Origin of the sequence: Streptococcus sp. HMSC070B10 (assembly GCF_001808665.1) — a bacterium.
GTDB lineage: Bacteria > Bacillota > Bacilli > Lactobacillales > Streptococcaceae > Streptococcus.
Genome location: NZ_KV794214.1, coordinates 78,561 through 100,965 on the forward strand (window position 1 = coordinate 78,561; position 22,405 = coordinate 100,965).

Annotated in this window: 25 protein-coding genes; all 25 read right to left on the minus strand. The window is 35.7% G+C overall.

Translation table 11 applies throughout. The features are described 5' to 3' along the window. Positions 1 to 41: 41 nt before the first annotated feature. Positions 42 to 1,115 carry a hypothetical protein gene (locus HMPREF2613_RS07825; protein ID WP_070479945.1) on the minus strand — a complete coding sequence of 358 codons (1,074 nt, stop codon included), beginning with the start codon at positions 1,113 to 1,115 and terminating at the stop codon, positions 42 to 44. Positions 1,116 to 1,126: 11 nt separating this feature from the next. Continuing rightward, entirely contained in the window at positions 1,127 to 1,465 is a 339-nt protein-coding gene (locus tag HMPREF2613_RS07830; RefSeq protein WP_070479946.1) for a TrbC/VirB2 family protein, read from the minus strand. Positions 1,466 to 1,556: 91 nt separating this feature from the next. Then, a complete protein-coding gene (locus tag HMPREF2613_RS07835) occupies positions 1,557 to 3,407 on the minus strand; it encodes an AAA family ATPase (protein ID WP_070479947.1) in 1,851 nt (616 codons plus the stop codon). Positions 3,408 to 3,409: 2 nt separating this feature from the next. Then, entirely contained in the window at positions 3,410 to 5,155 is a 1,746-nt protein-coding gene (locus HMPREF2613_RS07840; RefSeq protein ID WP_070479948.1) for a type IA DNA topoisomerase, read from the minus strand. A gap of 161 nt (positions 5,156 to 5,316) precedes the next feature. Next, complete coding sequence (locus HMPREF2613_RS07845; protein ID WP_261673988.1) at positions 5,317 to 9,405, minus strand: PBECR4 domain-containing protein; 4,089 nt, start codon at positions 9,403 to 9,405, stop codon at positions 5,317 to 5,319. Further along, a complete protein-coding gene (locus tag HMPREF2613_RS11800) occupies positions 9,402 to 10,319 on the minus strand; it encodes a CHC2 zinc finger domain-containing protein (RefSeq protein ID WP_261673989.1) in 918 nt (305 codons plus the stop codon). Before HMPREF2613_RS11800 ends, HMPREF2613_RS07845 begins: the two co-directional genes overlap by 4 nt. An 11-nt stretch (positions 10,320 to 10,330) precedes the next feature. After that, a complete protein-coding gene (locus tag HMPREF2613_RS07850; protein ID WP_006155102.1) occupies positions 10,331 to 10,591 on the minus strand; it encodes a hypothetical protein in 261 nt (86 codons plus the stop codon). Between the two features lie 119 nt (positions 10,592 to 10,710). Further along, the gene (gene mobP2, locus HMPREF2613_RS07855) at positions 10,711 to 13,080 is read right to left on the minus strand and encodes a MobP2 family relaxase (protein ID WP_070479949.1); all 2,370 of its coding nucleotides are present in this window, start codon (positions 13,078 to 13,080) and stop codon (positions 10,711 to 10,713) included. 18 nt (positions 13,081 to 13,098) lie between these two features. Beyond that, positions 13,099 to 13,659 (minus strand): hypothetical protein, encoded by a 561-nt coding sequence (locus HMPREF2613_RS07860; RefSeq protein WP_070479950.1) that lies wholly within the window; start codon positions 13,657 to 13,659, stop codon positions 13,099 to 13,101. 10 nt (positions 13,660 to 13,669) lie between these two features. Then, positions 13,670 to 14,119: a hypothetical protein gene (locus tag HMPREF2613_RS07865; RefSeq protein ID WP_070479951.1), complete on the minus strand. Its 450-nt coding sequence runs from the start codon at positions 14,117 to 14,119 to the stop codon at positions 13,670 to 13,672. A gap of 10 nt (positions 14,120 to 14,129) precedes the next feature. After that, on the minus strand, positions 14,130 to 14,918 hold the full coding sequence (locus HMPREF2613_RS07870; RefSeq protein WP_070479952.1) for a DNA/RNA non-specific endonuclease: 789 nt from the start codon (positions 14,916 to 14,918) through the stop codon (positions 14,130 to 14,132). A gap of 2 nt (positions 14,919 to 14,920) precedes the next feature. After that, positions 14,921 to 15,268 (minus strand): hypothetical protein, encoded by a 348-nt coding sequence (locus HMPREF2613_RS07875; protein WP_070479953.1) that lies wholly within the window; start codon positions 15,266 to 15,268, stop codon positions 14,921 to 14,923. Next, positions 15,261 to 15,596, minus strand: coding sequence for a hypothetical protein (locus tag HMPREF2613_RS07880; protein ID WP_049493995.1), 336 nt, complete (start codon positions 15,594 to 15,596; stop codon positions 15,261 to 15,263). Before HMPREF2613_RS07880 ends, HMPREF2613_RS07875 begins: the two co-directional genes overlap by 8 nt. A 404-nt stretch (positions 15,597 to 16,000) precedes the next feature. Next, entirely contained in the window at positions 16,001 to 16,288 is a 288-nt protein-coding gene (locus HMPREF2613_RS07885; RefSeq protein ID WP_042902909.1) for a hypothetical protein, read from the minus strand. Positions 16,289 to 16,320: 32 nt separating this feature from the next. Beyond that, the gene (locus HMPREF2613_RS07890; protein WP_042902910.1) at positions 16,321 to 16,677 is read right to left on the minus strand and encodes a hypothetical protein; all 357 of its coding nucleotides are present in this window, start codon (positions 16,675 to 16,677) and stop codon (positions 16,321 to 16,323) included. Positions 16,678 to 16,846: 169 nt separating this feature from the next. Next, positions 16,847 to 17,059, minus strand: coding sequence for a hypothetical protein (locus tag HMPREF2613_RS07895; RefSeq protein WP_231071301.1), 213 nt, complete (start codon positions 17,057 to 17,059; stop codon positions 16,847 to 16,849). 111 nt (positions 17,060 to 17,170) lie between these two features. Further along, a complete protein-coding gene (locus HMPREF2613_RS07900) occupies positions 17,171 to 18,181 on the minus strand; it encodes a hypothetical protein (RefSeq protein WP_070479954.1) in 1,011 nt (336 codons plus the stop codon). A 1-nt stretch (position 18,182) separates the two neighbouring features. Then, positions 18,183 to 18,668, minus strand: coding sequence for a hypothetical protein (locus HMPREF2613_RS07905; protein ID WP_049510610.1), 486 nt, complete (start codon positions 18,666 to 18,668; stop codon positions 18,183 to 18,185). Further along, positions 18,655 to 18,876, minus strand: coding sequence for a hypothetical protein (locus tag HMPREF2613_RS07910; protein WP_049494004.1), 222 nt, complete (start codon positions 18,874 to 18,876; stop codon positions 18,655 to 18,657). The genes HMPREF2613_RS07905 and HMPREF2613_RS07910 overlap by 14 nt, the downstream gene beginning before the upstream one ends. 67 nt (positions 18,877 to 18,943) lie before the next feature. Then, positions 18,944 to 19,390, minus strand: a complete 447-nt coding sequence (locus HMPREF2613_RS07915; protein ID WP_070479955.1) for a thioredoxin domain-containing protein — start codon at positions 19,388 to 19,390, stop codon at positions 18,944 to 18,946. Next, positions 19,387 to 19,809, minus strand: a complete 423-nt coding sequence (locus HMPREF2613_RS07920) for a hypothetical protein (protein ID WP_049510612.1) — start codon at positions 19,807 to 19,809, stop codon at positions 19,387 to 19,389. The genes HMPREF2613_RS07915 and HMPREF2613_RS07920 overlap by 4 nt, the downstream gene beginning before the upstream one ends. Before the next feature lie 15 nt (positions 19,810 to 19,824). Then, on the minus strand, positions 19,825 to 20,028 hold the full coding sequence (locus tag HMPREF2613_RS11805; RefSeq protein ID WP_000878299.1) for a hypothetical protein: 204 nt from the start codon (positions 20,026 to 20,028) through the stop codon (positions 19,825 to 19,827). A gap of 8 nt (positions 20,029 to 20,036) precedes the next feature. Further along, positions 20,037 to 20,198: a hypothetical protein gene (locus HMPREF2613_RS11605; RefSeq protein WP_185758518.1), complete on the minus strand. Its 162-nt coding sequence runs from the start codon at positions 20,196 to 20,198 to the stop codon at positions 20,037 to 20,039. Between the two features lie 88 nt (positions 20,199 to 20,286). Then, positions 20,287 to 21,807 carry a primase C-terminal domain-containing protein gene (locus tag HMPREF2613_RS07930; RefSeq protein ID WP_398577598.1) on the minus strand — a complete coding sequence of 507 codons (1,521 nt, stop codon included), beginning with the start codon at positions 21,805 to 21,807 and terminating at the stop codon, positions 20,287 to 20,289. A gap of 65 nt (positions 21,808 to 21,872) precedes the next feature. Then, complete coding sequence (locus HMPREF2613_RS07935) at positions 21,873 to 22,151, minus strand: hypothetical protein (RefSeq protein ID WP_070479956.1); 279 nt, start codon at positions 22,149 to 22,151, stop codon at positions 21,873 to 21,875. Positions 22,152 to 22,405 lie beyond the last annotated feature (254 nt).

The window sequence follows — 22,405 nt, forward strand, 5'->3', positions numbered from 1 at the left end:
TAGCTAATACTTGTTTCTTGTTCATTTTGATTTTTCCTTTTCTAATTTTTAAGATAATTTGATTCTTTTGGTTCTGTTTCTACAACAAATCCATATTTTGAAGAATCAGAAGCTTTTACATCAAAAGTTAATCTAACGCTAGATGATTTATCCCCTTTTTTGACAGACAAGATATAGGAAACCGCATATTTTTGAGTTTCTGAATCATAATTCAATTTCTCTAAAATAACGGACTGTAAAATTCCTTCTTTTGGTTTGGTAAATTTTGCATCACCTTCAGAAAGAAAATCTACTAGGTTTTCTTTTTTGCCTGAGTAATAAGAAGGTAAGAAATAACGGCTAAATACATCAACTTCATTTTTCGTTGAGATAAGATGTTGAGTATTCTTTTGTTCCTGATATAAGAAATTTACTTTTTCGGACTGGCTTGATAGTTGAGCGAAAGCAAAAAATACACCAACGATATTTACTACTGTAAGCACTCCTAAAAAACCTAAAAATAGATAAATTTTCTTTAGAGAAACTGACTGCTTTTGAGTTATAGGAGGGATAACAGTTGGTTGACCTCCTACTTTTAGATCATGTGACGGATGATTTAGTTTTGAAATAACCGCCGTCTCACCTTCAGCTGGGAAAAGAGGAAGAGAAGAATCGGACAATCCCATACTTTGTTTATATACAGGATAAATCTGGTTCTCAAAGTACTCCCTTTTTTCTTGATAGCTGTAATTTGCAAATTCAGAGCGAGTAAGTATCGCCTGAATGAGTGGAAGTAAGAGGTTTTCATAGTCTTCTGTAATGAGGAATGGACTAGCATAAACCTCTCCTTCTGTCACCACGTTTTTCCCTTCCAGATGGGCGATTGCCACTCTTTTAAGCTGAAACTGACCATACATCTGTTTCAACTCTCTAAATAACAACTCGGCCTGTTGAAATGTTAGGTAGGGCAAACTTTTTGAAATCGGCTGAGAAAAATTAGAGAGATGATCCAATCCCTCAATAATATCAAGCAGTTCACTATCTTCCTCTAGACCTCTTCCATCGTCCCAGGTAAGTTCTAGGAAAAGCTCATCGGTAATAGAACATCTATTTTTATTAAAGAGTGAAAAAGTCATAATTTCACCCCTTAACTTTTAATAAAGCTAGAGAACCATTCAACGATACTTGGACCTGCTGAAACACCAATAATTGCAACTGCGATTGAAACCCAATGTTTTTTCATTGAGGCTTTTAACTCCCGTCCACCAAACGCATAAATGAGTGAAGTGACAACGGTAGCTAGTCCAAATAGTGCAATACTTATTAGCTGAACTTTTGTAATTCCTTGTTGCGCCAAGTTTTCCGACTTAGCAAATGGATCGTCCGCATAGACTGTAGATCCTGTTAGGAATAGGGAAAGGCTCAATAAAAACATCTGTGATTTTGTTTTTACTTGCTGAAGTTGTCTTGTCAAATAGTTTTTCATAGAAATCCTCCTTTGTTTTTTTGACAACGTTAGTATAATAGATAATTGAAAAAAATTTTTTAAAGGGACAATCATTTTTTTAAGGTGAGTTTTAAGAAAATAATGCTTCACCAAATGACGTCTTTTCAGCTTCAACATCGAATAATATTTCTCTTTTATCTTCACGGTGATGCTCATCTGGCGCATCACCTTCTACCCAAAGATGAAAATGATACTCTTGATTGTGATCAGGTAAGTTCAGAGACTCTTTAGAAATTAAAGGGAGAACCTTATGTTTAATCACTCTTTCCAGTGGCCGTGCACCATCCTTTATATTGGTTCCTATATCCAACAAATAAGTAATCAAACTTTCTTCATAAGAGAGAGTCAACCTTTGATTCTTCATTCTTTCTTTAATTTCTGATAGCTGTTTGACAATAATTTCCTTATTCACTTCCTCATCTAACATGTTGAAAATCAATTTATATTCAATTCGATTGAGAAATTCTGGTCTGAACCTAGTTTCTAACTCCAACGTCATGCTCTTTTCAAACTGAACTTTATCCCTATCTGTTAATTTTTTAAAATTCCCTTTCAATTCATACTGCTTGATAATTTTTTCAGCACCAATATTCGTAGTAATAATAATGATTGTATTCTTAAAGCCCACTTGCCTTCCAGTTGAATCAGTCAAGCGCCCTGCATCAAGCACTTGCAAAAATAAATCTACAACTTCGGAATGTGCTTTCTCCACCTCATCTATCAGAATAACGCTATAAGGTTTTTGTTTAACTTTCTCAGTCAATTGTCCTTTCGTTCTAGTTTGACGATCGCCAATCAGCTTTGTGATATCTCCCTTTTGTTTATACTCAGACATATCAAAACGAATGATTGCCTCCTCATCATCAAACATCCCCTCTGCTAGTGCCAAGGCAAGCTCTGTTTTTCCAACCCCAGAAGTTCCTAGAAACATAAAGGAGGATAGAGGCTTTCTTTGATCCTGTAAACCAGCTTGTGCAACGGTTATAGCATCCACAACAGCCTCTACAGCCTCATCTTGGCCTTTAACACGTCGTGACAGCTTTTCTTTTAAACCATCAAGTCTTTCCTTGTTACCTTTCAAAATCGTCGTGACAGGAATACCTGTTTTATTTTTCAGCACCTCTGCAATTTCTTGTTTCCCGACATGGGCTAATCCATTTGTAGAACAAATTGTCGCTGCTTCATCTATTAAATCAAAGGCTTTATCAGGTAAAAATTGATCAGGTATGTAGCGAACAGATAGAAGTACAGCTTGTTTTACAGCATCAGAACTAATAGACACCTGGTGAAAGTTTTCGTAAATAGTTTTAGCTTGTTCAAGAATTTCAATCGCTTGAGTAGTTGTCGGTTCAGAAACCATAATTGGCTGCATCCTTCGCTCTAGCGCTCGGTCCGTTTCGATATATTCATGAAATTCATCTAAAGTAGTTGCGCCAATCAATTGAATCTCACCACGTGACAAAACTGGCTTAATAATATTTCCAGCATCCAGAGCCCCTTTATCTGAACCTCCAGCACCAACAATTGTATGAATTTCATCAATAAAGAGAAGGTTTTCTCCTTTAGTTTCTACCATCTCCTCAATAATTTTTTTAAACTTAACAATAAATCCTCCATCCTCATCTGACATTAAACTAGATAATTCCAAAGATCGCACTGTCAAGTTTTTTAATTTTGGAGATACCTGGTTTCGTAAAATGGCCAAAGCAAATCCTTCAACAATGGCTGTTTTACCAACTCCAGCTTCTCCCACTAAAATTGGATTGTTCTTGGTTCTCCTGAGAAGAGAGGTCTGAACAGCTTCTACTTCTTTATCACGTCCGTACACCTGATAATCTTCTGCTTTTTTTGAAACTTTTTCTGTCAAATTATCTGTATAACGATCTAAATAGGGTGTTTTTTTCTTTTCTTCAGTAGTCACACTTAATCACCTCTTTCTTTTACTTCTTTGATTTGAAGAGTGAGCTTATCTTTTATCGCATCCACAAATTCTCTTGGATTAATTTTCCCTTCTCCTATCTGAGATAGAAACATTTCCCAGCCTCCTGTTGTCTCTGGATCAGAAAACTCATTGTCATAGAGATAATTGATAAGTAGATAGGCTTTGTTGGTAGGCGTTAGTTGACCTGTTTTTTTATCTTTAACAACATAACCCTTACTTTGAATTTTTTTAATGATTTCTCCTCTAGTGGCTTGTGTTCCCAAGCCATATTTAGGAAATATTTGGCCAATCAATTGGCTTTCTGTTAATCTTTTGGGTGGTTTTGTTTCACCCTCTATAATCTGAACTTGCGTCTCAATTTTATCTCCCACTTGATAATCAGGAACTTCAACAGGACCTCGTACCTTTCGTGAACTCCATTCAGCCCATCCCAACTTATGAAGCGTTCTACCCTTTGTTTTAAAAACAAAACCATTATTTTCTACTTCAATTGTTTTGGTTGAATAATAACAATCATCCGCAAACATCAAGATTGCCTGCTTCACAACTGCTTCATAAATCAGTCGTTGATCAGTTTTTAAATTTGAAAGATTTGGAACTTTTTCAGTCGGAATCAAGGCTGAGTGGCTTGTACCAGATACTTTTTCATCATTGACATAATTTTCCCTAGGCTCCAAAAACGCTGGCTGAAAATGGCAATTAATGGCCCTTTGATAGGCAGATAGATTTTCTTTTAAATCATCAAATTCAAAGTGACTGATGTATTCTGAGTCTGGTCGTGGATATGAGAGAAAACCTTTCAAATACAGTCCCTCTACAATACTCTCTGTTTTACTTGAGTCAAATTTCCAGGCGCTTGCTGCAAAACTTTGTAATTCAGACAAGGTAAATAGTTTTGGAGCGGATTTCTGATGATTTTCTACCTCAACTGAAGAAATAACAGAGGTAGCTGATAGCTTCCTTGAAGAGGCTAAAATAGCCTCACTATCTTTAGTTTTATCTTTTGTGGTGAAGAATACCCCATTTTTCTTATCCTCCAGCTGAAGCTTCCAATATTTTTCTGGGGTAAAGTTACGAATCGCTAAATCATTTTCACAGACTAGTCTAATTGCAGGTGTCTGAACTCGGCCAACTGATAAATGGCTTCCCTTTGTTCGGGGTAGCTGTCCTTTTGCTTGAAGATCAATCGTTGCAAGAGGTGATAAATTCATGCCTACCAACCAATCACTTTGTGCACGTGCTTCAGCTTCCAAATAGTAATTATAGGTCTCTGAAGGTTCCTTCAATTCCTGAAAAGCTTTTTGAAGAGCTTTCTTGGTCAAGGAGCTTGCCCAAAGCCGTTTCCAAATTTTCTCCTTGCCTCCTGGTATGTGCGACAAAATAGAGTACGCAATCCGCTCTCCTTCTCTATCAGCATCCGTCCCAATAATCACTTGATCCGCTGCTACCACTTCATCATAAATTCTCTTAAATTTTTCTCTTGAATTCTTATCCTCCTTGAGATGTTGCTTAAATGAAACATTTGTCAGAGGTAATTTATCAAGTGACCAGTTGTCTGGTTCACTGTATTCAAATAGGTGCCCTTCAGCAGCCACCACATGAATTTCAGCTGGAAAATAGAGTGATTGTCTGATAACATAGACACCTTTCTTTTTACTAAATTGTCCCAAAGCTGTAGCATAAGCTTCTGCCTGTTTCTCTTTTTCAGCCAGAATAACTATAACCATATCATTCTCCTTCTACTTCATTTTCTGTCATTGTAAGCTATAATTAAAAAATCTTTTGTAAAGGGACATTGACACAGAGTAGAACGAGTTCATATCAAAGAACAACACAAAAAGTTATATAACTTTTTACACAAAAAAGAGGCTCACAAAGAGCACTCTTTCTATACTTTAAGCCCCTTCTTTGGGCTTTGGATAAAATTTTGATTTTGTCCCACCTGTCTATTCAACTGATAAGGCTTTGTATGTTGTTCAACACTTTTTACAATCTTAGATACTGTTCCATGAATACGTTTCATAGATTGCGCTAGTTGTTGATCATCAAGAGAGGTCAAATTATCAGTCCAAATTGCCATATAGCGAATAGCTTTTTCAGAGGTATCTAACCCAAAATGATTAGAAACGAGATAACTTGTCATCTCAGCTTCAAGTTCTCTACGATCTTTTGAGACATCTTCCTTATACGAGTTAGCAAATTTAGGGTTATGTAGACTAGCATGCGCCAACTCGTGAATTGTGGTTGCAACGACTTCTCCAGGAGTATTATCTGGATTCAAAAGTATCTTTTGTTCATCTGGATAAAAAGCTCCTTTCGCACTCCTCAACTCTTTTGCATCGTCTTGATAGATTGTTACCCCAATATTCTTAGCATAGTCTGAAAGCCCCTCTAGCACCTCTTTCGTACGAATATGATCCATATTAAAGTTATAGTGACGATTTGGCATCGCTTTGGGATAAAATTCAGGCTTCAAGGTTGTTTGGGACAACTCAAATACTTTATACGTAGCGAATTTAGCTAAGCCTGTATTTGAATCTCTTTCTTGGAAGAAGCGAGATTTCAATTTTCCTTCTTTCTTTAAAACCTTTTCTTCAGGTGTCGCTTCAGAAAGTCTTTTATATTTTGGATTGCCTTTTCCATTTTTTACCTGGTTCCCATTTTCATCCAATACAGGAATCATTTCAACCATCATAGGTCTAAACAAGGTAATATGTGATTTTTCTCCTGTCTTAACCGAAAGATTGTTATGGACAACTTCTCTTGTTCGACCTGTTTTTTTATTGGTATAGGTATTTCTAGTTTCAAATACCTGATCTGAAGTAATCCCAAGAACTTCCCCCATCGATTGCCATTGATTATAGGTTGCGACTGCACTCGCTCCTGGCCACTGTTCCTGAATCAAAGCTACATTTCTAGGAGAAAGTTCTGGAAACTTACTCATAAAATTCAGATACTCTTCTAACCGTTCAGGTGTTTCTGTGTACTCTCTCACTTTTTGAAAAGCAACTTCACTTAATTCATGAGGCGTTAAAGTAGCATAATCAATACTACTTGAGTTTACTTCAGGGATCTCCAAATCCGAAATAGGTTCCTCTTTCAGGATCTCCTCTACACGCTGAAGCAAATTGGTTTTAGTTTCTTGCTTAGAAGATTGAAAAGCTACCGTTTCTCTTGTATCAGGAGTTTGACCTTCTCCTTCTTCTGTCAATCGAGCCGATTCATTTGCTTCCTGGGAAATTTCCTTATTCACCTCTCTATTTTCCAACTGAGAAAGAATTTCTTCATCCATTGATGCTAGTACAGATTGACCGTTGAGTCGACGATATCCTAATCCTAGCATTTGTGAAATTGGTGTACTCTCATCTCCAATATCATATCGAATTCCCTCTTTGATCATTTCACCCCCTGGAGCATAAACATCAAACTTAATTTTGGTAGGAGGGATGTAACCTTCAGTATTGCCTGCTGTTACTTGTTTCATTCCTTCTTGATGAATTGGATAAAAGTCCTGATTGGCCTTGTATAGTTCTTTAGCAAAGTCTTGATAAGATATAAGCTCTGTCTCTTTAAACGGCAATTTCGGGCCATCTGGGCGATCCTCGGACCATTGAAGACGAATATGATAGTCATCTTTATAAATATGATCTTGATGCCAGTCTCTATAAAAGTCGGAATTTTTATCCAGAAGATTATCTTCTCCAGCTGCAGCAACAATCTGATCAAATTTATCATTGTGCTGTTTCGCATAGTCAAGATACTGATTCCAGGCTTGATGAAATTCTTCTGGAGTTTTTGAGATGTCACCTGGCACACCTAAATTATAGACAGTATCTAAGACTTGAGTAAACGTAGCCGAATCAAGTAGAGGGCTATTCAGTGTGTTCTCTAGCATTGTTTGTTCAATTTCTTTAGAAACTTCTTCAAACTGCTTATTCTTCAAAACTGATAGCATTTCTGCACCATTGTCTTTAACATATTCCTCATTAATTGACAGTTGCTCAATGTGACCATCTCTTTCTCTATAGACACCGAGAATGATCTTTTCATCCAACAATTTAACACTAGTTGCAAGCTCTCCTTTGAGTTTCATAAGAGAGGCTGGAATTTTTTCATCTCCGATATCTTTAAACAGTAGTAAGAAATCTTCATCTTTTGCTTTAATAGCTTCACTCATATTGAGATTGTGAAGCTTTTCAACACTGCTCAAATCATCCAGAACAAAGGATTGCGGCTCTAAAATATCCTGAAGCATTGGAAGAACCTGCAATTTATCCTTAATTGAATTACTAATCAACATACCGTCATAATGACCTCGACCAGCCGCAAAATCTTCTAAGAAATCAGCAGCACCTTTTCCTTCTTCAAAAGGTCTAATCCCTGAAAGATGGATAAAGTTTTCTTTTTGGAAAGTTACTTGAAGAACATTCTCTTCTCCATGATCCGCATAAACAAAACTTATTTTACTGCCAGCCATTTCACTTAAATACCAGGACGCTGTACTTTGAATGGAGGGCGCATATTGGTTCAAACGTCTTAAATCGGCAGGTGTAATTGGGTGATAATTCCCCACTCGCCGTTGCACTTTATCATAATTTGTGCTAAAATGAAGGTACGGATAGGATGATGTCGGGTGACTGGTAACAGTTTGCTCAAAGGTACTTGTTTCAAGTACAGGTGAGGTACTGCCTTCAGCTTTAGGCTGTAAAGAACCCGTGCCACCACTGGTCCTATCATTCATTTGCTCCTGAGAACTCTCAGGAGCTTTTTCTTCTGATTCAACTGACTCTGTTTGAACATTCTCCTCAGCTGAAATCTGTGATTGATAATCATGATCTGCTTTTTGTGCCTGTTCTAAATAAGGAGTTGGAAGAGTTTCTCCCAATTGCGTTGAAAGGTCACTGTCTTCACTACCAATATCATATCGAAAATCATCTGTCAGACGACTCCCCTTTTCATCTTGCAATGCAAAATAAGTTTTATCATATCCCAGGCTAAGCATTCTCAAATTATTCTCTTCATACAATTGAGCTATAAAATCCTTATATGGAATCACATCTCCTGATGAGAATTTCTGAGATAGATTTGGATTTTCTGTAAAATCAAAGGCTACAAATAACTCTGGAGGCACTGAACTTCGCTCTTCCTGTATCATTGGTTTTACTCCAATATTTCCTTGCGCTTGTTTGGCAAGTAATTCATCCACCTTCAGTCTTTCCTCGTCTGTTTTCGGATGATACTTGATTTGTGAAGATAATTGAAACTCTCCTTCTTCAGTCAACTCCAGGGCAACTCTTCGTAACCCTTTTACCAAATACGTATTTTGTTGTTTTTGCCACTGGTTCACTAGCCCTTCATCAATTAAGGCTTGAGTTGCTGGTTGAATGCTCGTTTTACCCATTTGTTCAGATATGGCCTCAAGTCTAGTCAACTCTTCTTGATAGCGTTTGAGAGTAGCTTTGGTAAAGAACGACTCCCCACGTTTAGCTTTTTCTAACTCTTCACGGATTCTAGGTATATTTTGAACACTCATCTCCAGACCACTTCCCTGACGATTCAACCCCATTTCTTTCAAATGTTGTTGGTGCTCCAGGCGCTCTACTCGCTCTTCCTGTTGCCTAATCTCATCCATCTTTGAGAAGACTTGATCTTCTATTTGTTCTTGCTTACGTTTAAAGCTAGCACCTCCTCGCTTATCATTCATGGGTTGCCCATTTGTTAGCGCTTGGTGGGAATAAGCCCTTGAAATAGCCTCGTCTTGTTCACCCCTTAGTCGTTCCAATTTTCGACGTGCCTGTGCAAGACGACTGTTGTCAGGCTTTTCTTCCTGTTGATTCTTTAGAACATCATTCCAGTCCGTTTTATCTTGTCCTGGTCTTAGTTCTGGTAGATCTGAATTGATAACAGCTCCTTTTGCCTCTAATTCTTGAATGAATGTTCTACCTGCTTCATCATTATCTAAAGCTAGAGTAATCAAATCCGCATTTTCCCATCTTCAAAAAAGTGATGATCAATAGCTACTTGAAGCCCGTCCGCTAATTGTTCAGGTGTCCATCTTAGCGGTTTTCCTGATATTTCAGCTTGAATTTGAGATAGATGACGGCCTATAGTCGATTCTTTCAAACCATCCATAGAGACTAATCTGACGTCCTGAAGACTATCTTTGTGCAATTCATAATAGGACATTAAATCAATTGGACTCTCAGTGAAAATCAATCGTTTTGGACTGCCAATATCAACATGAATACCTGTCATAGGATCGGAGTTTTTCATAATCACTTTAGCATATCCATGTTTTGGCCACTTCTCCCAATTCTCCTGTATTCCTTGTAAAGAGGCTCCAACAACTTCACCTGAAGAAGAAAGGGACTTGAAGACAATAACTGGCTCAATCGCATTTGTTGTAACTCCATCATTGCCTTCCGCAAAGTAGTCAAGTTTAGCGTTAGCTTGGGCTAAAACACCCTGTTCCAAAAAATAATCAATCGTTTCGTCTGATAGCCCACGTTGATTCCGTAGATAATCTCTTCCAGCTGAAAACGGCTGCTCGTATTTCTCAAGATAGTATTTAAAATCTTCTTGAGGCCTTTCAACCATTTGAAACTCTTTAAAGTTTCCATCATTTAAAAAATCTACAGATTGGTTAAAACTTACTTCCTTTATCGTCTCAACCAAAGAAATCGCATCTCCACCTGTATTTCTAGAGAACCATTTCCATAAATTTTTATCAGGTGAAATAACTAGGCTATCATGTTCTTTCCATCGATAGTCTCGTCCGGAGCGAACTAGCTCCATCTGAAGCTCATTTGCAACATCCAAAATATCTCTAGAACGTGCAAATTCAACACGTTCTCTACGAGTTTTCCCACGTCTTGATTCTTGTTCTGTCATATAAAATCTCCTTAAAATCCTTCATACTGTGGTTTATACGGCTCTTTCTCTGCTTGTAGAAACGTTTCTGGATCTAAGTGAACCAATTCCCCTACTGAAAAAGATTCAAATAGCTCAGAATTTTCCTTAAAATCTAGAACCATTTCTAAATCAGAATTTCTTCCTTGGCCCTCAAAATGCACTTGCTTGTTATCAGCATTCATTGCAGTAATTAACCATTCGGCTGAGAAATCAAAGTCTTCAACTGCGACATCTGGAAATAATAGCTTCATTTTTCTTCTCCTTTCTCTTTTTATCTTTCTATTCTATGCAATAACCAAGAAATTCCAGTTAAAGGGACAATACAATTCCATTTTTAAACTAAAAAAAGTCATTGCTTTTACAATGACCTTTATATACTGTGGCCTTTTTCCTCCAGGTCTTGTCTCTCATCACTTCTCTCACGTTCAATGAGGGCTTTTTTATTTGCACGTTGTGCCCTCTGAAGAGAGTTGGTCAAATTTCTCATGAAATCTGTATTGATGATTGCTTTACCTTGAGATTGTTGGATATTTTTTCTTTGCAAGACCTTTCTTTCTTGCATTTTCTGTGAAACAGCTTGAGCCAACTGACTTTTCTGATTACTTTCCTCCTCCGGCAATAATTTTTGATAGAGTGATTTGAGCTCAGAAAATCCTTTCGCATTCTCCTGTTTTAATTTTTGAACAGTTGCTTGATCAGTCGTTTGTGAAATTTCCTTGTTTCGACTGTAAATCTGATGTTTCAACTGAAAAATAGAGATATGTGTCTGTAACTCTTCTATGTAGCTATCTTTCGTAACAGGATAGCCCTTTAGAATGGTCAAAACTCCTTCATCTTGAAGAGATTGAACTGTAGCTAATTCTCCCTTCAAACGTTTGATAGGTGCTTGAATTGTTAATGAATCAGCCTTTTCTACTGAAAATGAAACACTATCTTCAAACTGGTTGGCAAGAGATTGTTTTAGAGATTGGTCTGCTTCACCTAGTTTATAATTTGGAGTCAGTTGCAATTCAGTCAGCTGCAGTCTTTGAAGAATCTCCTTCTTTTTTAATTCAACAAATGGCTTATCGGTTTCAAGTGGTTGAATTTGATCAAAAAGAGTTTTACGAACTAATAAACTACTCTGCTTTTCCTCCAATAAACTCAATTTTAAAGCATAGCGAAATGTTCCTAGCTCTTGGCGTTCTTTTAATGATCGATCACTTTTCTTTTTAGCTGCTTCTACAAGTTCTTTCAAATCAGCTGAAGAAAATAGCGATAAGTCCCTTAAACTAAGTTGCTTCTGTAGTAAGTCTTCTTTCATCTGACTCACATCATAAACTAATTCCGTAACAAATTCAGGACGTCCCAAACCTGTTCCGTGTTTGTCATAAGTAGCATAGACTGGTTTTGTGATTTCAAGAGGTTTCGCCCCATCTTTTAGATCATAACCCAGTTTTTTCCAGGCATCTAGTGTTTTGATAACACTTGCATTGGGATCCTGGGCTAAAATTAATTTTTGATTCTTTACTGAGAAATTGGCCAAATTTTTTTCCAGCCGAACGTCAGCTATTTCAGGAGCATTCTCACGAAATAGGTGCAAGATCTTATTTGCTAGTCGTTCTCTCAACTCCTTCTCTCGATTCGCTATTAATTGCTGTAGATGATAGCCTGCAGCTTCCTGTTGTGTTTTCTCAAAACGACCATCAACTTTCCGAATCTTTTCGTAGGTTGATTTTTTTTCAGCTGAATAAGCTCCTCTATAAGTTTCTAGCAAGTCCTTCGTTTCTTTCAGAAATTCTTGATAGAGCTCTTTCCCATCATTTTCTAAATAGGAATCCAGATAGCGGTCGATGAAGAATTTACTGACTGCAAAATCTCTTGCATTTGATCCATAACGCCATTTTTTGTCCATTGGCAAATGGTTGTAAGCCTGCTCCAAAAAATTTTTTTCAGCCGAAGAACGAACCTTCTGATCTCTAAACACAGAATTGATCAACTCACTTCTGATATTGGCCAAGATTTGTTCTCGTCGAACAATCATTCCTCTAGTCTGTTCATTCAACAGACCATGAAAAACATCACTTTTAAAACGCTCAATGGTTTTCTGGGAAAAGTTACCTCTATATTCCATTCGTCCACGTGGCCGATAGAAAAATTTATCTCTTGCAGATTCAACTTCAGATAAACCAAAATGCACATGAATATTATCCGTGTTCAAGTGAATGTTAGCCCACCAAAATGATGAGTCGGATAATCCTTCTTTTTCAATCAATCTTGGCAATGCTTCACGTATGACCGACTTGATGGCTTGCTGATCAACTTTCCCAGTTTCCAAATCATATAATCCCTCTTTGGCCAAAAAATCATTATCAAAAGAGATAACACCTTGCCATAGAAGAGAACCATTTTGATAAGCCTGTTCTAACTTACTTTTCAATTCAGTTACTTTGCTACGCTGCAAGTAATTGGCTTCTTTTGTAAAAATCGCTGTCATCTCTTCATTTTGATTTTCAGTAGCATAAGAACGATTCATATAATCGATGTACTCCTGGAAATTAAGTTTTGTTTCTGGAACTTCAGCTTGAATTTTTTGTAGTTCATCTTCAGTTAGAGACTCAATATTTTGTCTGTGTGTTTCTAAATTTAATTCATTATCAACCTCGACAGCTTCGTCTCTATTGGTGTAGTCTACAAACCCACTATTTGCTTCTGTATATTGCAGCATGAAGGTAATACTTGGACTAGAAGATACGTTCATTATTTTCCTCTCTTTGAATTAAAATAGGCCATTTTTTCTTAAAAGAGCATAGTCTTTTAATAACGGTTGTAATTCTTCAGGTTCAACTTGAAAATCATTGATCCACCGTCCTGATTGAGAAATATGTAATTCTTTTTGCTCTTCAACAAATTGCATGGGAATCAACAAGATATTTGGTTTCTCTAACTCTGAACCACTTTCTCGTTCTAAAAAGGCGACAATAAAATCTTGATTTCCTTTTGTCCTCAATTGCCAGTGATGGGAGTTCCCGTTTTTCCTTTTATACAATGAGCTGTATTTTACATCAATCGTTAGACCATCTAGCCAAAAATCATATACTGGATTATTTTTCTTGAAATACTTATTCGCATCCGTTGCATCTGGAACATAGTTTTGAAAAAGCTCCTCGGCCATTCCCCCGAGCTTAGCTGTCCTAGAACCATACTGAATTTTATCTTGAATTTTAAGGCAGCCACTCTTTATTAATTTCAAATGAGCTATATGAGTTGGCAGCCCTGACTGTTTCACCGCTTCATGAAAATCTCCTGTTTCTAAATAGATTTCAACAATATCTACCATTTACTGTACCTCAATGAGAATGTTTGATAGTTTGACCACGTGCAATATCTTCTTGAATAATATCGTTGATTCGTGCCATCAATTCATGTTGTGTAGGATCCAATCGTGAATGAATAGATTCCAATTCTTGAACATCAAAATCATCTTTCGTAATAGCATGAAAGTTGGTTAGCGTTAGATAGAGAATTTGATCAAGTTGACGATGAATTGCCTTGTTATCATTTCCAGAATCAAAGGTATCCCCCAAATTTTTTTCCAGCTGAGTCAGTCGCTCATAGAAATTTTTTCCTTCTCCTAATTCAATAAAAAGTTTATAAAAAACTTCAATCAAAGTGACAAGCGTTGCTGAATTATTTCGATACTGTTTCTGCAAAGCAGACGATTCTTTCAAGTAGGATTTTATTTCCTTAAATTTTTCATGTGTTTCTTCGCTAAAATATAAGCTAAGTCTTGGATTCATTTTTCCCTCCTCAATTTTTCTGAGATGATCCTGTCAAATAATTGATTTTATATCCTGGTTGAATATTAAAGATATACACATCAAATGAGATCTCATCATCTTCAATACTCTGTGCTTCCATACGAACTCCTCTAGCAACTAATTCCACATTTCTAAAGATGGGAGTTACTCGATAGCGAACATGGTGGTTCGTATTTTTTATGTAGTTAGCAATTTTATTTTCATAGTAGACCATTGATGATTGTTCATCTTCAAAATTTGCATTTAAAGCACGTGTACCTGTAAATAAATTTTTCGCATTCGCATTTTCTCCACTTAATTGAAAACCGATTAAGTGAGAACGATTATATAAATAATCTTCTTTCCCGTTGAAAATTATTTTTTTATTTTTCCACCCTGTCGGTGTGACAGACGAAATAGATTCTCTGTCTTCTGTTGGCATCAATTCTTTTCCCAAAATCGCTTCAGCAATTCCTACACGATTTAAAAAATCTAGATCAGAATATTTTTCCCAGCTGCCATTTTCTAAACTCAATTCGCTTTTTGTAAATTGTGATTTTTCATTGACGACAATCACCTGATTTTTTCCATCATACTCCTTCGATTTCAAATCATTATTTTTCAGAGTAGGATTCAAATTTGAGTCGGAATTTTTTTCTTCAGCTGAATCGGCTATGTTCAATTGAGTCGGAATATCATTTTGTGTCAAGCCAGATTTGATAGCATTAAAATTGTTAGGTTGCACGATAAAGATTGCAAGAAAAATGAGAATGATGAACAGAGATTTATTCTTCTTCATTTTTAAATACCACCTGACCGTCGTTCAGCTTCAAGTGCAGATACATCATCCATAAAATGTAACCAATTTGTGCTTAGTTCATTTACAATATCTTGTTTAACATTTAAAGCTGAAAGAGAAATTTCATTCTTCAACATCAATTCTAAAATTTGCCTTTGTTGTTCTTTGATATTAGATAATGTTTCCGCAAATTGATTATTGTACAAATTCAATCCGTCATTCATTACGATATTTTGAACTTGCGACAACATAAATTCATTAAAGCTTGGATAGTTATATTTTTTGGAAATATCTCGAAGTTGTTCAAACATATCATCAGGTATATTTCTGATTTTGATTTCTTTAGTCATCACTTTCCACCTCTCCTTCATACTCTAACCAACGTGAAATATGATCGCCATAACGATTCATTTTTTCTTCAAATTCAGATAGTATCCTGGTCTGTTTTTTCATTTGTTCCAGAACATGGTCAGAAGCTAATTTCATATTTTCCAAATGAGCAACATACAAATCTTGAGCACGATTAAATTTTCCGTACTCAATTTTTTCACGACAGATTGAGAGCAGAAAATCATTAAATGACTTAGCTTTATTTTTTTCTGCGAGTGCTTTTAGATAATTAATTTCATCATCAGTAAGCCCTCTAATCTCAATTCGATTTTGTTTTATATTTGCCATTATTTCAAATTTTCCTTTCTAAAAAACAGCGCCCTTCTTTTTTCTTTTGTCGAAGCAAAAGCAAAAAGAAGCAAAAAAGAAAACTTCAACCTCGCAACATCACGAACCTTGTCGGTTCTATTTTTGCGGTTTTTCAACACACTAACACACACAGAGGGACTAAGGTCCTTTTTAGGTGTGTTGTGTTAGAAAAGAGCATAAGGGAAACTGTCCCCACGAAGCGTGTGGAGTTGATAGTATCAACGTTTCCGGTACCGGTAATTTTCTCGGTTTCACCTACTTACACACACATGCTATACTTACCTTTACACACTTTATAGGTGTTATACTTACACTGTTTTTCTTCTTTACATACTTTTACTTACACCATTTTTGACTTCATTCGGAAGTGCAAAACTCAAAAATTAAGACTGATTTTCAGCTGGAAAGTTTCCTTCTTCACGATTTTTCTTCGCTGCTAAACGTTGTTCTTTTTCATCTTCTTTGATGAGGTTTAATTCCATTTTTAACTCTTCAAGAATTGATTCATACGACTGATTTTTATTTTTCTTCAATTTAATTTGAACATAAATTTTACCAATTTGTTTTTGAAGATTCTCTTCCGCTTCTTTACGTTCCTTTTCTAAAAGGACAACTTTTTTCCTTGCTTCTTCTAGTTGATTATCAATTTTTGTTAAATCATTTTTGGCCATGATTACTTCTCCTTTTTCTAATTTCGTATTTCTTAATTCCTTAATTTATTTCCTGCAAAGCTGGCAATTTTTTCTTTTATAATTTGGAAGTTGCTCCACAAATCGCCATCTAATTTTTTCAAATCAATCACATAAACTTCATGATCATTGTTCTTGATAGTTAGTGTAAAAGAACGTTCATCAATTTTAATTTCCTGTAGAACGAGGTACATTGAAGAAAACATTTCTCCTTTATACCCTGGATTACTATGATAGGTTATTCCATATTCATCAATATCAAGCACAACCCACTTCTGTTTTCTAATCAAACCTTTTGTACTTGTGAAAACAGTACGATGCTTTCTAACTGGTTGATTTTCCTTTGGCGCTAATTTAAGTTGTTCTTTCATTTTTCTGCCTTTCTTTTTTTGATTGATTCTAGTATAAGAGATAACTGAAAAAAATTTTTTAAAGGGACAATCATAAAAAATAAATCCCCTTAATTCAAAAATTAAGGAGATTTTTGACTGCTACTTGTTCGTAAACACAAACTCGGCTTTCATAAAAAATGCACTCTTTTTACTTATAATTGATTATGAACGAAAGAAATTCGTTCATGATATTGGAAAACTTTTTAAAGTCTTCTGAAGTTATTTCTACAAATTTTAATAACCTTTGATAACCATCGGGCTGTAAAGTTATCAAAGCGATAACTATCATCCCTAATATTCCTAAACCAATAAAGGCTAAATTAAACAATTCAACATCTTCTTTATCCATTTTAAATCGCATTTTTACCACTCCTGCATTACAACATCATAATTCAATCCCCAAATCGTAGATAACTTTTATCCCAATTTATCAGTTTCTTTTACCATTTTAATTAAATTTTTTTACCTCACTTTAATTCATTTCTACAGTTTCAATAGGGTTTGAAAATTCAAATGTTCCATCTTTGACTGCCTGTTTTTTCTTGTCCAAAGATTCTAATTTAGCCTTCAACTTTTCAATGTTTTTATAAGCTGTTTCGATGGTTCTATTCTTCGTTTCAATGTTTGTATCCAGCGTAGCAATATTCTTTTGATTGGCTTCGAGATCATCACCCGTTAGATATTTTGCTTCTGCTTGAAGACTCGCTTTTCGTGAGTTATCATCTTCAATAGATTCCTTCAATTGAGAAATTGATGTTGTCAATTTTTGAGACTGTTCATTCTGGAAATTGATTTCTTTTTCGATTTCCTGAAGAGTAAATTCTTCTCTGGAGACAACTTCAATAGCTTTGATTTCAAGTTGAGGATTTTGAGGAGTTACAAAGAATTGTACAGTGTCCTCTTCTCCAGATTTCTTCTGAGAAACCTTTTTAGAATCACTGGATGGCGATGAAATATTCACATCAATTGAGCTAGAAGAGACTGTCTGATTCGTCACATCGATCGCAAATGCACCAAAATTTTTCGGAACTCCTTTAATAATAACTGATACTTTATTATCAATGATTGGTACAACATCCATCTCTATTTTTGAGTCTTTATGTTGCGCATAGAGTTTCCATTTCAATCGTTTGGCATCGATGCCCCGATCTATCGAAGTCGTAGCATCTTTTGTCTCAAATTGTAAAACGATAATTCCAGTATCTGGTGAATATTCCTGACTGACCAGTTTCATCTCACCGCTGCCATTCGCAAAAACCTGCTTTGTTTTGAGTTGTTCTGAAGTATAGGTTTGTCTTTGTGGTGAGAAAATCGCTCCCATTAAAAGACTTAACCAGGTCACAAACAACATTGAAAAAATGACCAGTTTTCTCTTAATAATATTCTCTTGAAACCAAACTTTAGTCTTAATAAATGGCTGCAAAATTGGGCTGGATTTTATCTTTTCAATCCAGCGTTTAGAAATTTCAATTAAAGTAGACATTTTATTTCTCCTTCCTGATTTTTCCATAATACTGATTTGTTAAAGAGGTTATATCCGTCTTTTTTTCAGTACGCCACGTTCCATATAACGATAAAGAAAGAACTATAATAGCTACACAAATAGTTACGAATATATCTCTCATCAACTCGACATTCCCCAAATAAAAAGATTCAAAGACTGTCATAAAAGAAACGTCTTTCACTCCAACTAATTGAAAAAAATTTGAATTCATATGAACTAAATTTACTGCTACATATGCAATAAAGCCCAAAAAGAGATTGATTGGCACTAAAGCTAGCAAAATAAAAACAGATATTCCTCCTAAAATTGCAAAAACTCGATACCTCACATTTGTTGCAAACAACATATCAAAAGTTGACACACAACCGAACTCTTTTGGTTCATTCGATAATGTATAATTTTTTATACCTCTCAAATGTTTGTTAGCTCTTTTCTGCTTCAAACTAGATGATTTAGTTCTTCTCATGCTTCTTATATCCTTTCCAAATAAATGAAACCTTACTTTTTGGCCAAACACTTTTTAGTAACATTAAGAACGCTAATGGCAGCCTTTTCGTTTTGATTTCATTTCCAAAGTTATCACATATAGTTATCCTGAAGAGCGGTACGAACCAGATCGCAATCAAGACAGTTCCAACCACGCCATGCGCAATAGCATTTAAAAATTGATACATACTACCTCCTTAAACATATTTCAATCTTTGAAAAGCTGTCTCGGCCCACTTACTCAGCTTTATTCTTTTAGTCATTTAGGGCCTCCTGGATTGCTTTCTCATCTGCTACAATCTTTTCCTCTGAATCCCTCGAAGCATATAGATATTTCTTTATTTTTCCCTTACGAATTTTGATGATAGTTGCAGCTTTTTCAACCTGGTATTTTTCTACCAACTTTTGACCTTCTTCTGTCTGAATGTCAATGTAAAACGTAGGATAAGAACCTTTATTGGCTGCATCTACAACTACACTTTTTCCAACCTTACAGTAAGGACAATCTTTTCTATAAAATACTAGATTTACATTTTGATCAAGTACAGTATTCTGGTATTCTTTCTGAGTAAGATGAGGATCATAATCTAAGATAAAATGATCTTTATACATCCTATATCCTCCTAAAACTGCGAGACTTACAAATAAAATAACGAGAATAGCCCCTAAAGCTAACTTGATGTATCTAAAAAGCTCTCTCATCCTATTTCCTCCTCATCCATAAAATCAAATATGGATCCTTGAACATAATCAATCTTGGCCAATTCTTTTATTTCTGATTTCAAGTTGGTGAACGTTGTCATCACTTCTTGAAAAAGCAAAGGATCAAATTCCTCGGAATCCAATACACGGACAAGTGGTAACATTGGATAATGATCTCTCAATTCCTCCTGCAGATAATCTGAAATCATTTTATCATTCGAGATAACACTATCTACTCTAATAATCGCTGGAATACTAGAAATACTCTCCTCATTTTGATAAAAAGTTAAAGCTACATCCCCTGCAGAAACAGACTCAAATTTTAAGTTATCCGATGAAAGTTTAAAATAATAAGCCAATGGTTCCTGACCAACCCCTGTTAGGTAGTATCCTCTAATAATTTTGAATAACTCTGACATCGACTTTCCTCCTTCCTAACAAACTTTTAGAAGTCTAAACGGAGCTTGATACACATCTGGATAGTGAATCAATCTCTTTTTTCTCTGTTCAGGAAGTGGTTTACGATAATGTTTTTGAAGATACTGAAAAGCTAGTCCCAAAGTATCAAAAACTAAAACTTTATTCTCCCCATTACAAATATAGTCACCTAATTCAAAACTGAAAATTACGTACTTCATTCTTCTTCTCACTTTCTATTTTGGCCAATCATTGCCAGCTGATCTGTCTCTAACTCATCATCATATCCGTTTTCAAAACGAACTTGTTGACGAATCCCTATAAGTGAGAGAATTAATAAAACTCCTCCAATAAATATAAGGCTAAATAATCCAACTATAACTAAAATCATATCATTCCTCCATAGGTTATTTTATATACATGTATATCCTTGTAATAATCGTAGATATAAATGTAAGGCAGTTGACGGGTTTTTTTGATTATCCAATATCAAGTTCAAATAGAGATAGTTGTTGTGTTTGTTTAAAGCCATCTTTAACCCTTTCTATCACTCTCTGAGTAAACTCTATACTTTCTTCAAAGAAAGCAGCAATATTGGCCATATAAGCCTCCTGACGTTCTTTCTTCACCTTGATAAGGGAAAGCAAGATTGCTTTGATAGAGGCTAATCTGATGCCTCCTCCACGGCCGTGTTTGACTGTGAAGAAGATCTTTTGTTCTGTTTTGAGAGCCTTCAATACTTTATCCAATGAACGCTCAGGAATGTTCAACTTCTCTCGTATCTCTTTTTTCGTCGTCTGGATAAATGGATCCTCAGATTGATAGAAACCTTCTAAATAGGCCATTACGTCTGTTTTCCATTCATAGAGATGACTATTCTTCCTGTCAGTACGTTTCTTCTTAAACTTGTACCAACGTTGCTTCACAAAGAGATCTGAAGCCTTGAGTTCCTGATTGACCCATGCTTTACATAAAGTCATCACATAGTCACGACTAGCAGCTTCATATTTTCCTGAGTAGGCGCTTGTGATAATCTTATGATATTCAGCTGAAGAGAGTGGTTCGTCTAGATTCGCATTAAAACTAGAAAGAACCTCCTCACACTCTTCCTGATCGATTCCTGAAGAGAAGTTGGCTAAAGCTAGCGTGAAAAGAACGTTGTTTCTTCCCATCAAGGCTTTTCCACCCTTGATATTTCCCTCTCTCATCAACAATTGATACCAGGGTTCATCAATCTGTTTTACCCCTTCAGAACCTGAAATAACCGTCAAATTTGGCTTTTTACTTGGGAAGGGAAGGTCTGATTGCTTCATTGACCAATCTAACCACTCCTGAAATGAATAGGTATAGTCAGCATCAAAGAATTCAACGTTATCAGTTCGAGGAATACGAGCAATCCCAAAATGGTTACAAGTCAAATCTACTGGTAAAGTTTGAGCAAAGTAATTTCTCAAATTTTGAGAGATAGCTTTAGCCACCTTTACCACTCGAAATTGGGAATGAACTGTAACATAAGCTGATTCTGAGAGGACAAAATAGGCTTGAAATCCCTTATCAGATTTTAGAATCAACGTCGGCATAAAACCTAACTCCAGGGAAGCAGTTAAAATATCTCCTGTCGTCATTTCTTCAGCTGAAGAGGTAATATCAAAGTCAATGTAGAAGGTGTTAATCTGTCTAAGATTATCTTCAGAGTGGCCACGTGTAATCCGTCGTCCAGCATCGCTATAGCTTCCATAGCAATACACATTAGGGGTCCAGTGTGTAAACTGATCCTGATTCTCAAGCAATGATTCGACAGAGGTTAAAACAACACCACGTGCCTTCACCATATTTGCTTTTGAACGATAAGCAAATACAGACCCTCGTCTTCCTTCTTCAGCTGAAGAGATGAGCTGTAAATGGCTATTCTTAAATTTTTGTGTTCTTAATCCGTCTTTTGTGATGATGGATAAGCATTTTAATAAATCAATCTTTTCCATGATTTTTAGGTCTCTCATATTCCTTCACTAGTTATAGTTTGAAGTCAAATACACTTATAAAATATTTTTCCAAAAGCTCTAATCTATTTAAACAGTGATAGTGGAGATGGCCATACTCTAAATAGAAAATCAGTCACCTCAGAAAATAAATCAAGAATTTTTTGGAAAATTTCAAATATAAAATCTAGTAATCTCAAAAGTAGTTCAGCTTTGAAAATATATAGCAGAGCAACTACCAGTATCATTGCTAACAAGATCATTAAACTATACTTTAAAAAATTTACGGATTCTTTTTTACTGTCTGGTAAATTTGCAACCCTTTTTTCTTTCTTATTCTGTAATTCTTTACCAAAAAAATTCATAATATTACCTTACTAGTATCCAAAAAGATAAAGCCATCCATCCCAACACTGAGATAATGAGTAAACCGACTATTTCAATGAGAAAGATAAAAAACAATCCCAATAACATGAACTGCATTATTTTATTCTCAATTAATCCAGAACTTATTAACGACATTAAAATCCAGTTGGCGAGATATATTAGAAACCGAGAACAAGATATAGGAATAGCGATAAGCGAGATAAAGCAAAGAACTATATTACCCAGCACTTTC

Excerpts from the sequence above, each read along its gene's own strand:
- HMPREF2613_RS07920 (WP_049510612.1), bottom strand. The coding sequence starts at position 19,809 with ATGTCAGAGTTATTCAAAATTATTAGAGGATACTACCTAACAGGGGTT.
- HMPREF2613_RS07860 (WP_070479950.1), bottom strand. The coding sequence starts at position 13,659 with ATGGTAGATATTGTTGAAATCTATTTAGAAACAGGAGATTTTCATGAA.
- HMPREF2613_RS07830 (WP_070479946.1), bottom strand. The coding sequence starts at position 1,465 with ATGAAAAACTATTTGACAAGACAACTTCAGCAAGTAAAAACAAAATCA.
- HMPREF2613_RS07875 (WP_070479953.1), bottom strand. The coding sequence starts at position 15,268 with ATGACTAAAGAAATCAAAATCAGAAATATACCTGATGATATGTTTGAA.
- HMPREF2613_RS07905 (WP_049510610.1), bottom strand. The coding sequence starts at position 18,668 with ATGAGAAGAACTAAATCATCTAGTTTGAAGCAGAAAAGAGCTAACAAA.
- HMPREF2613_RS11800 (WP_261673989.1), bottom strand. The coding sequence starts at position 10,319 with ATGACAGAACAAGAATCAAGACGTGGGAAAACTCGTAGAGAACGTGTT.
- HMPREF2613_RS07910 (WP_049494004.1), bottom strand. The coding sequence starts at position 18,876 with ATGTATCAATTTTTAAATGCTATTGCGCATGGCGTGGTTGGAACTGTC.
- HMPREF2613_RS07890 (WP_042902910.1), bottom strand. The coding sequence starts at position 16,677 with ATGAAAGAACAACTTAAATTAGCGCCAAAGGAAAATCAACCAGTTAGA.
- HMPREF2613_RS07870 (WP_070479952.1), bottom strand. The coding sequence starts at position 14,918 with ATGAAGAAGAATAAATCTCTGTTCATCATTCTCATTTTTCTTGCAATC.
- HMPREF2613_RS07840 (WP_070479948.1), bottom strand. The coding sequence starts at position 5,155 with ATGGTTATAGTTATTCTGGCTGAAAAAGAGAAACAGGCAGAAGCTTAT.
- HMPREF2613_RS07825 (WP_070479945.1), bottom strand. The coding sequence starts at position 1,115 with ATGACTTTTTCACTCTTTAATAAAAATAGATGTTCTATTACCGATGAG.
- HMPREF2613_RS07935 (WP_070479956.1), bottom strand. The coding sequence starts at position 22,151 with ATGAATTTTTTTGGTAAAGAATTACAGAATAAGAAAGAAAAAAGGGTT.
- HMPREF2613_RS07850 (WP_006155102.1), bottom strand. The coding sequence starts at position 10,591 with ATGAAGCTATTATTTCCAGATGTCGCAGTTGAAGACTTTGATTTCTCA.
- mobP2 (WP_070479949.1), bottom strand. The coding sequence starts at position 13,080 with ATGAACGTATCTTCTAGTCCAAGTATTACCTTCATGCTGCAATATACA.
- HMPREF2613_RS07885 (WP_042902909.1), bottom strand. The coding sequence starts at position 16,288 with ATGGCCAAAAATGATTTAACAAAAATTGATAATCAACTAGAAGAAGCA.
- HMPREF2613_RS07865 (WP_070479951.1), bottom strand. The coding sequence starts at position 14,119 with ATGAATCCAAGACTTAGCTTATATTTTAGCGAAGAAACACATGAAAAA.
- HMPREF2613_RS07930 (WP_398577598.1), bottom strand. The coding sequence starts at position 21,807 with ATGAGAGACCTAAAAATCATGGAAAAGATTGATTTATTAAAATGCTTA.
- HMPREF2613_RS07900 (WP_070479954.1), bottom strand. The coding sequence starts at position 18,181 with ATGTCTACTTTAATTGAAATTTCTAAACGCTGGATTGAAAAGATAAAA.
- HMPREF2613_RS07895 (WP_231071301.1), bottom strand. The coding sequence starts at position 17,059 with ATGCGATTTAAAATGGATAAAGAAGATGTTGAATTGTTTAATTTAGCC.
- HMPREF2613_RS07880 (WP_049493995.1), bottom strand. The coding sequence starts at position 15,596 with ATGGCAAATATAAAACAAAATCGAATTGAGATTAGAGGGCTTACTGAT.
- HMPREF2613_RS07915 (WP_070479955.1), bottom strand. The coding sequence starts at position 19,390 with ATGAGAGAGCTTTTTAGATACATCAAGTTAGCTTTAGGGGCTATTCTC.
- HMPREF2613_RS11805 (WP_000878299.1), bottom strand. The coding sequence starts at position 20,028 with ATGAAGTACGTAATTTTCAGTTTTGAATTAGGTGACTATATTTGTAAT.
- HMPREF2613_RS11605 (WP_185758518.1), bottom strand. The coding sequence starts at position 20,198 with ATGATTTTAGTTATAGTTGGATTATTTAGCCTTATATTTATTGGAGGA.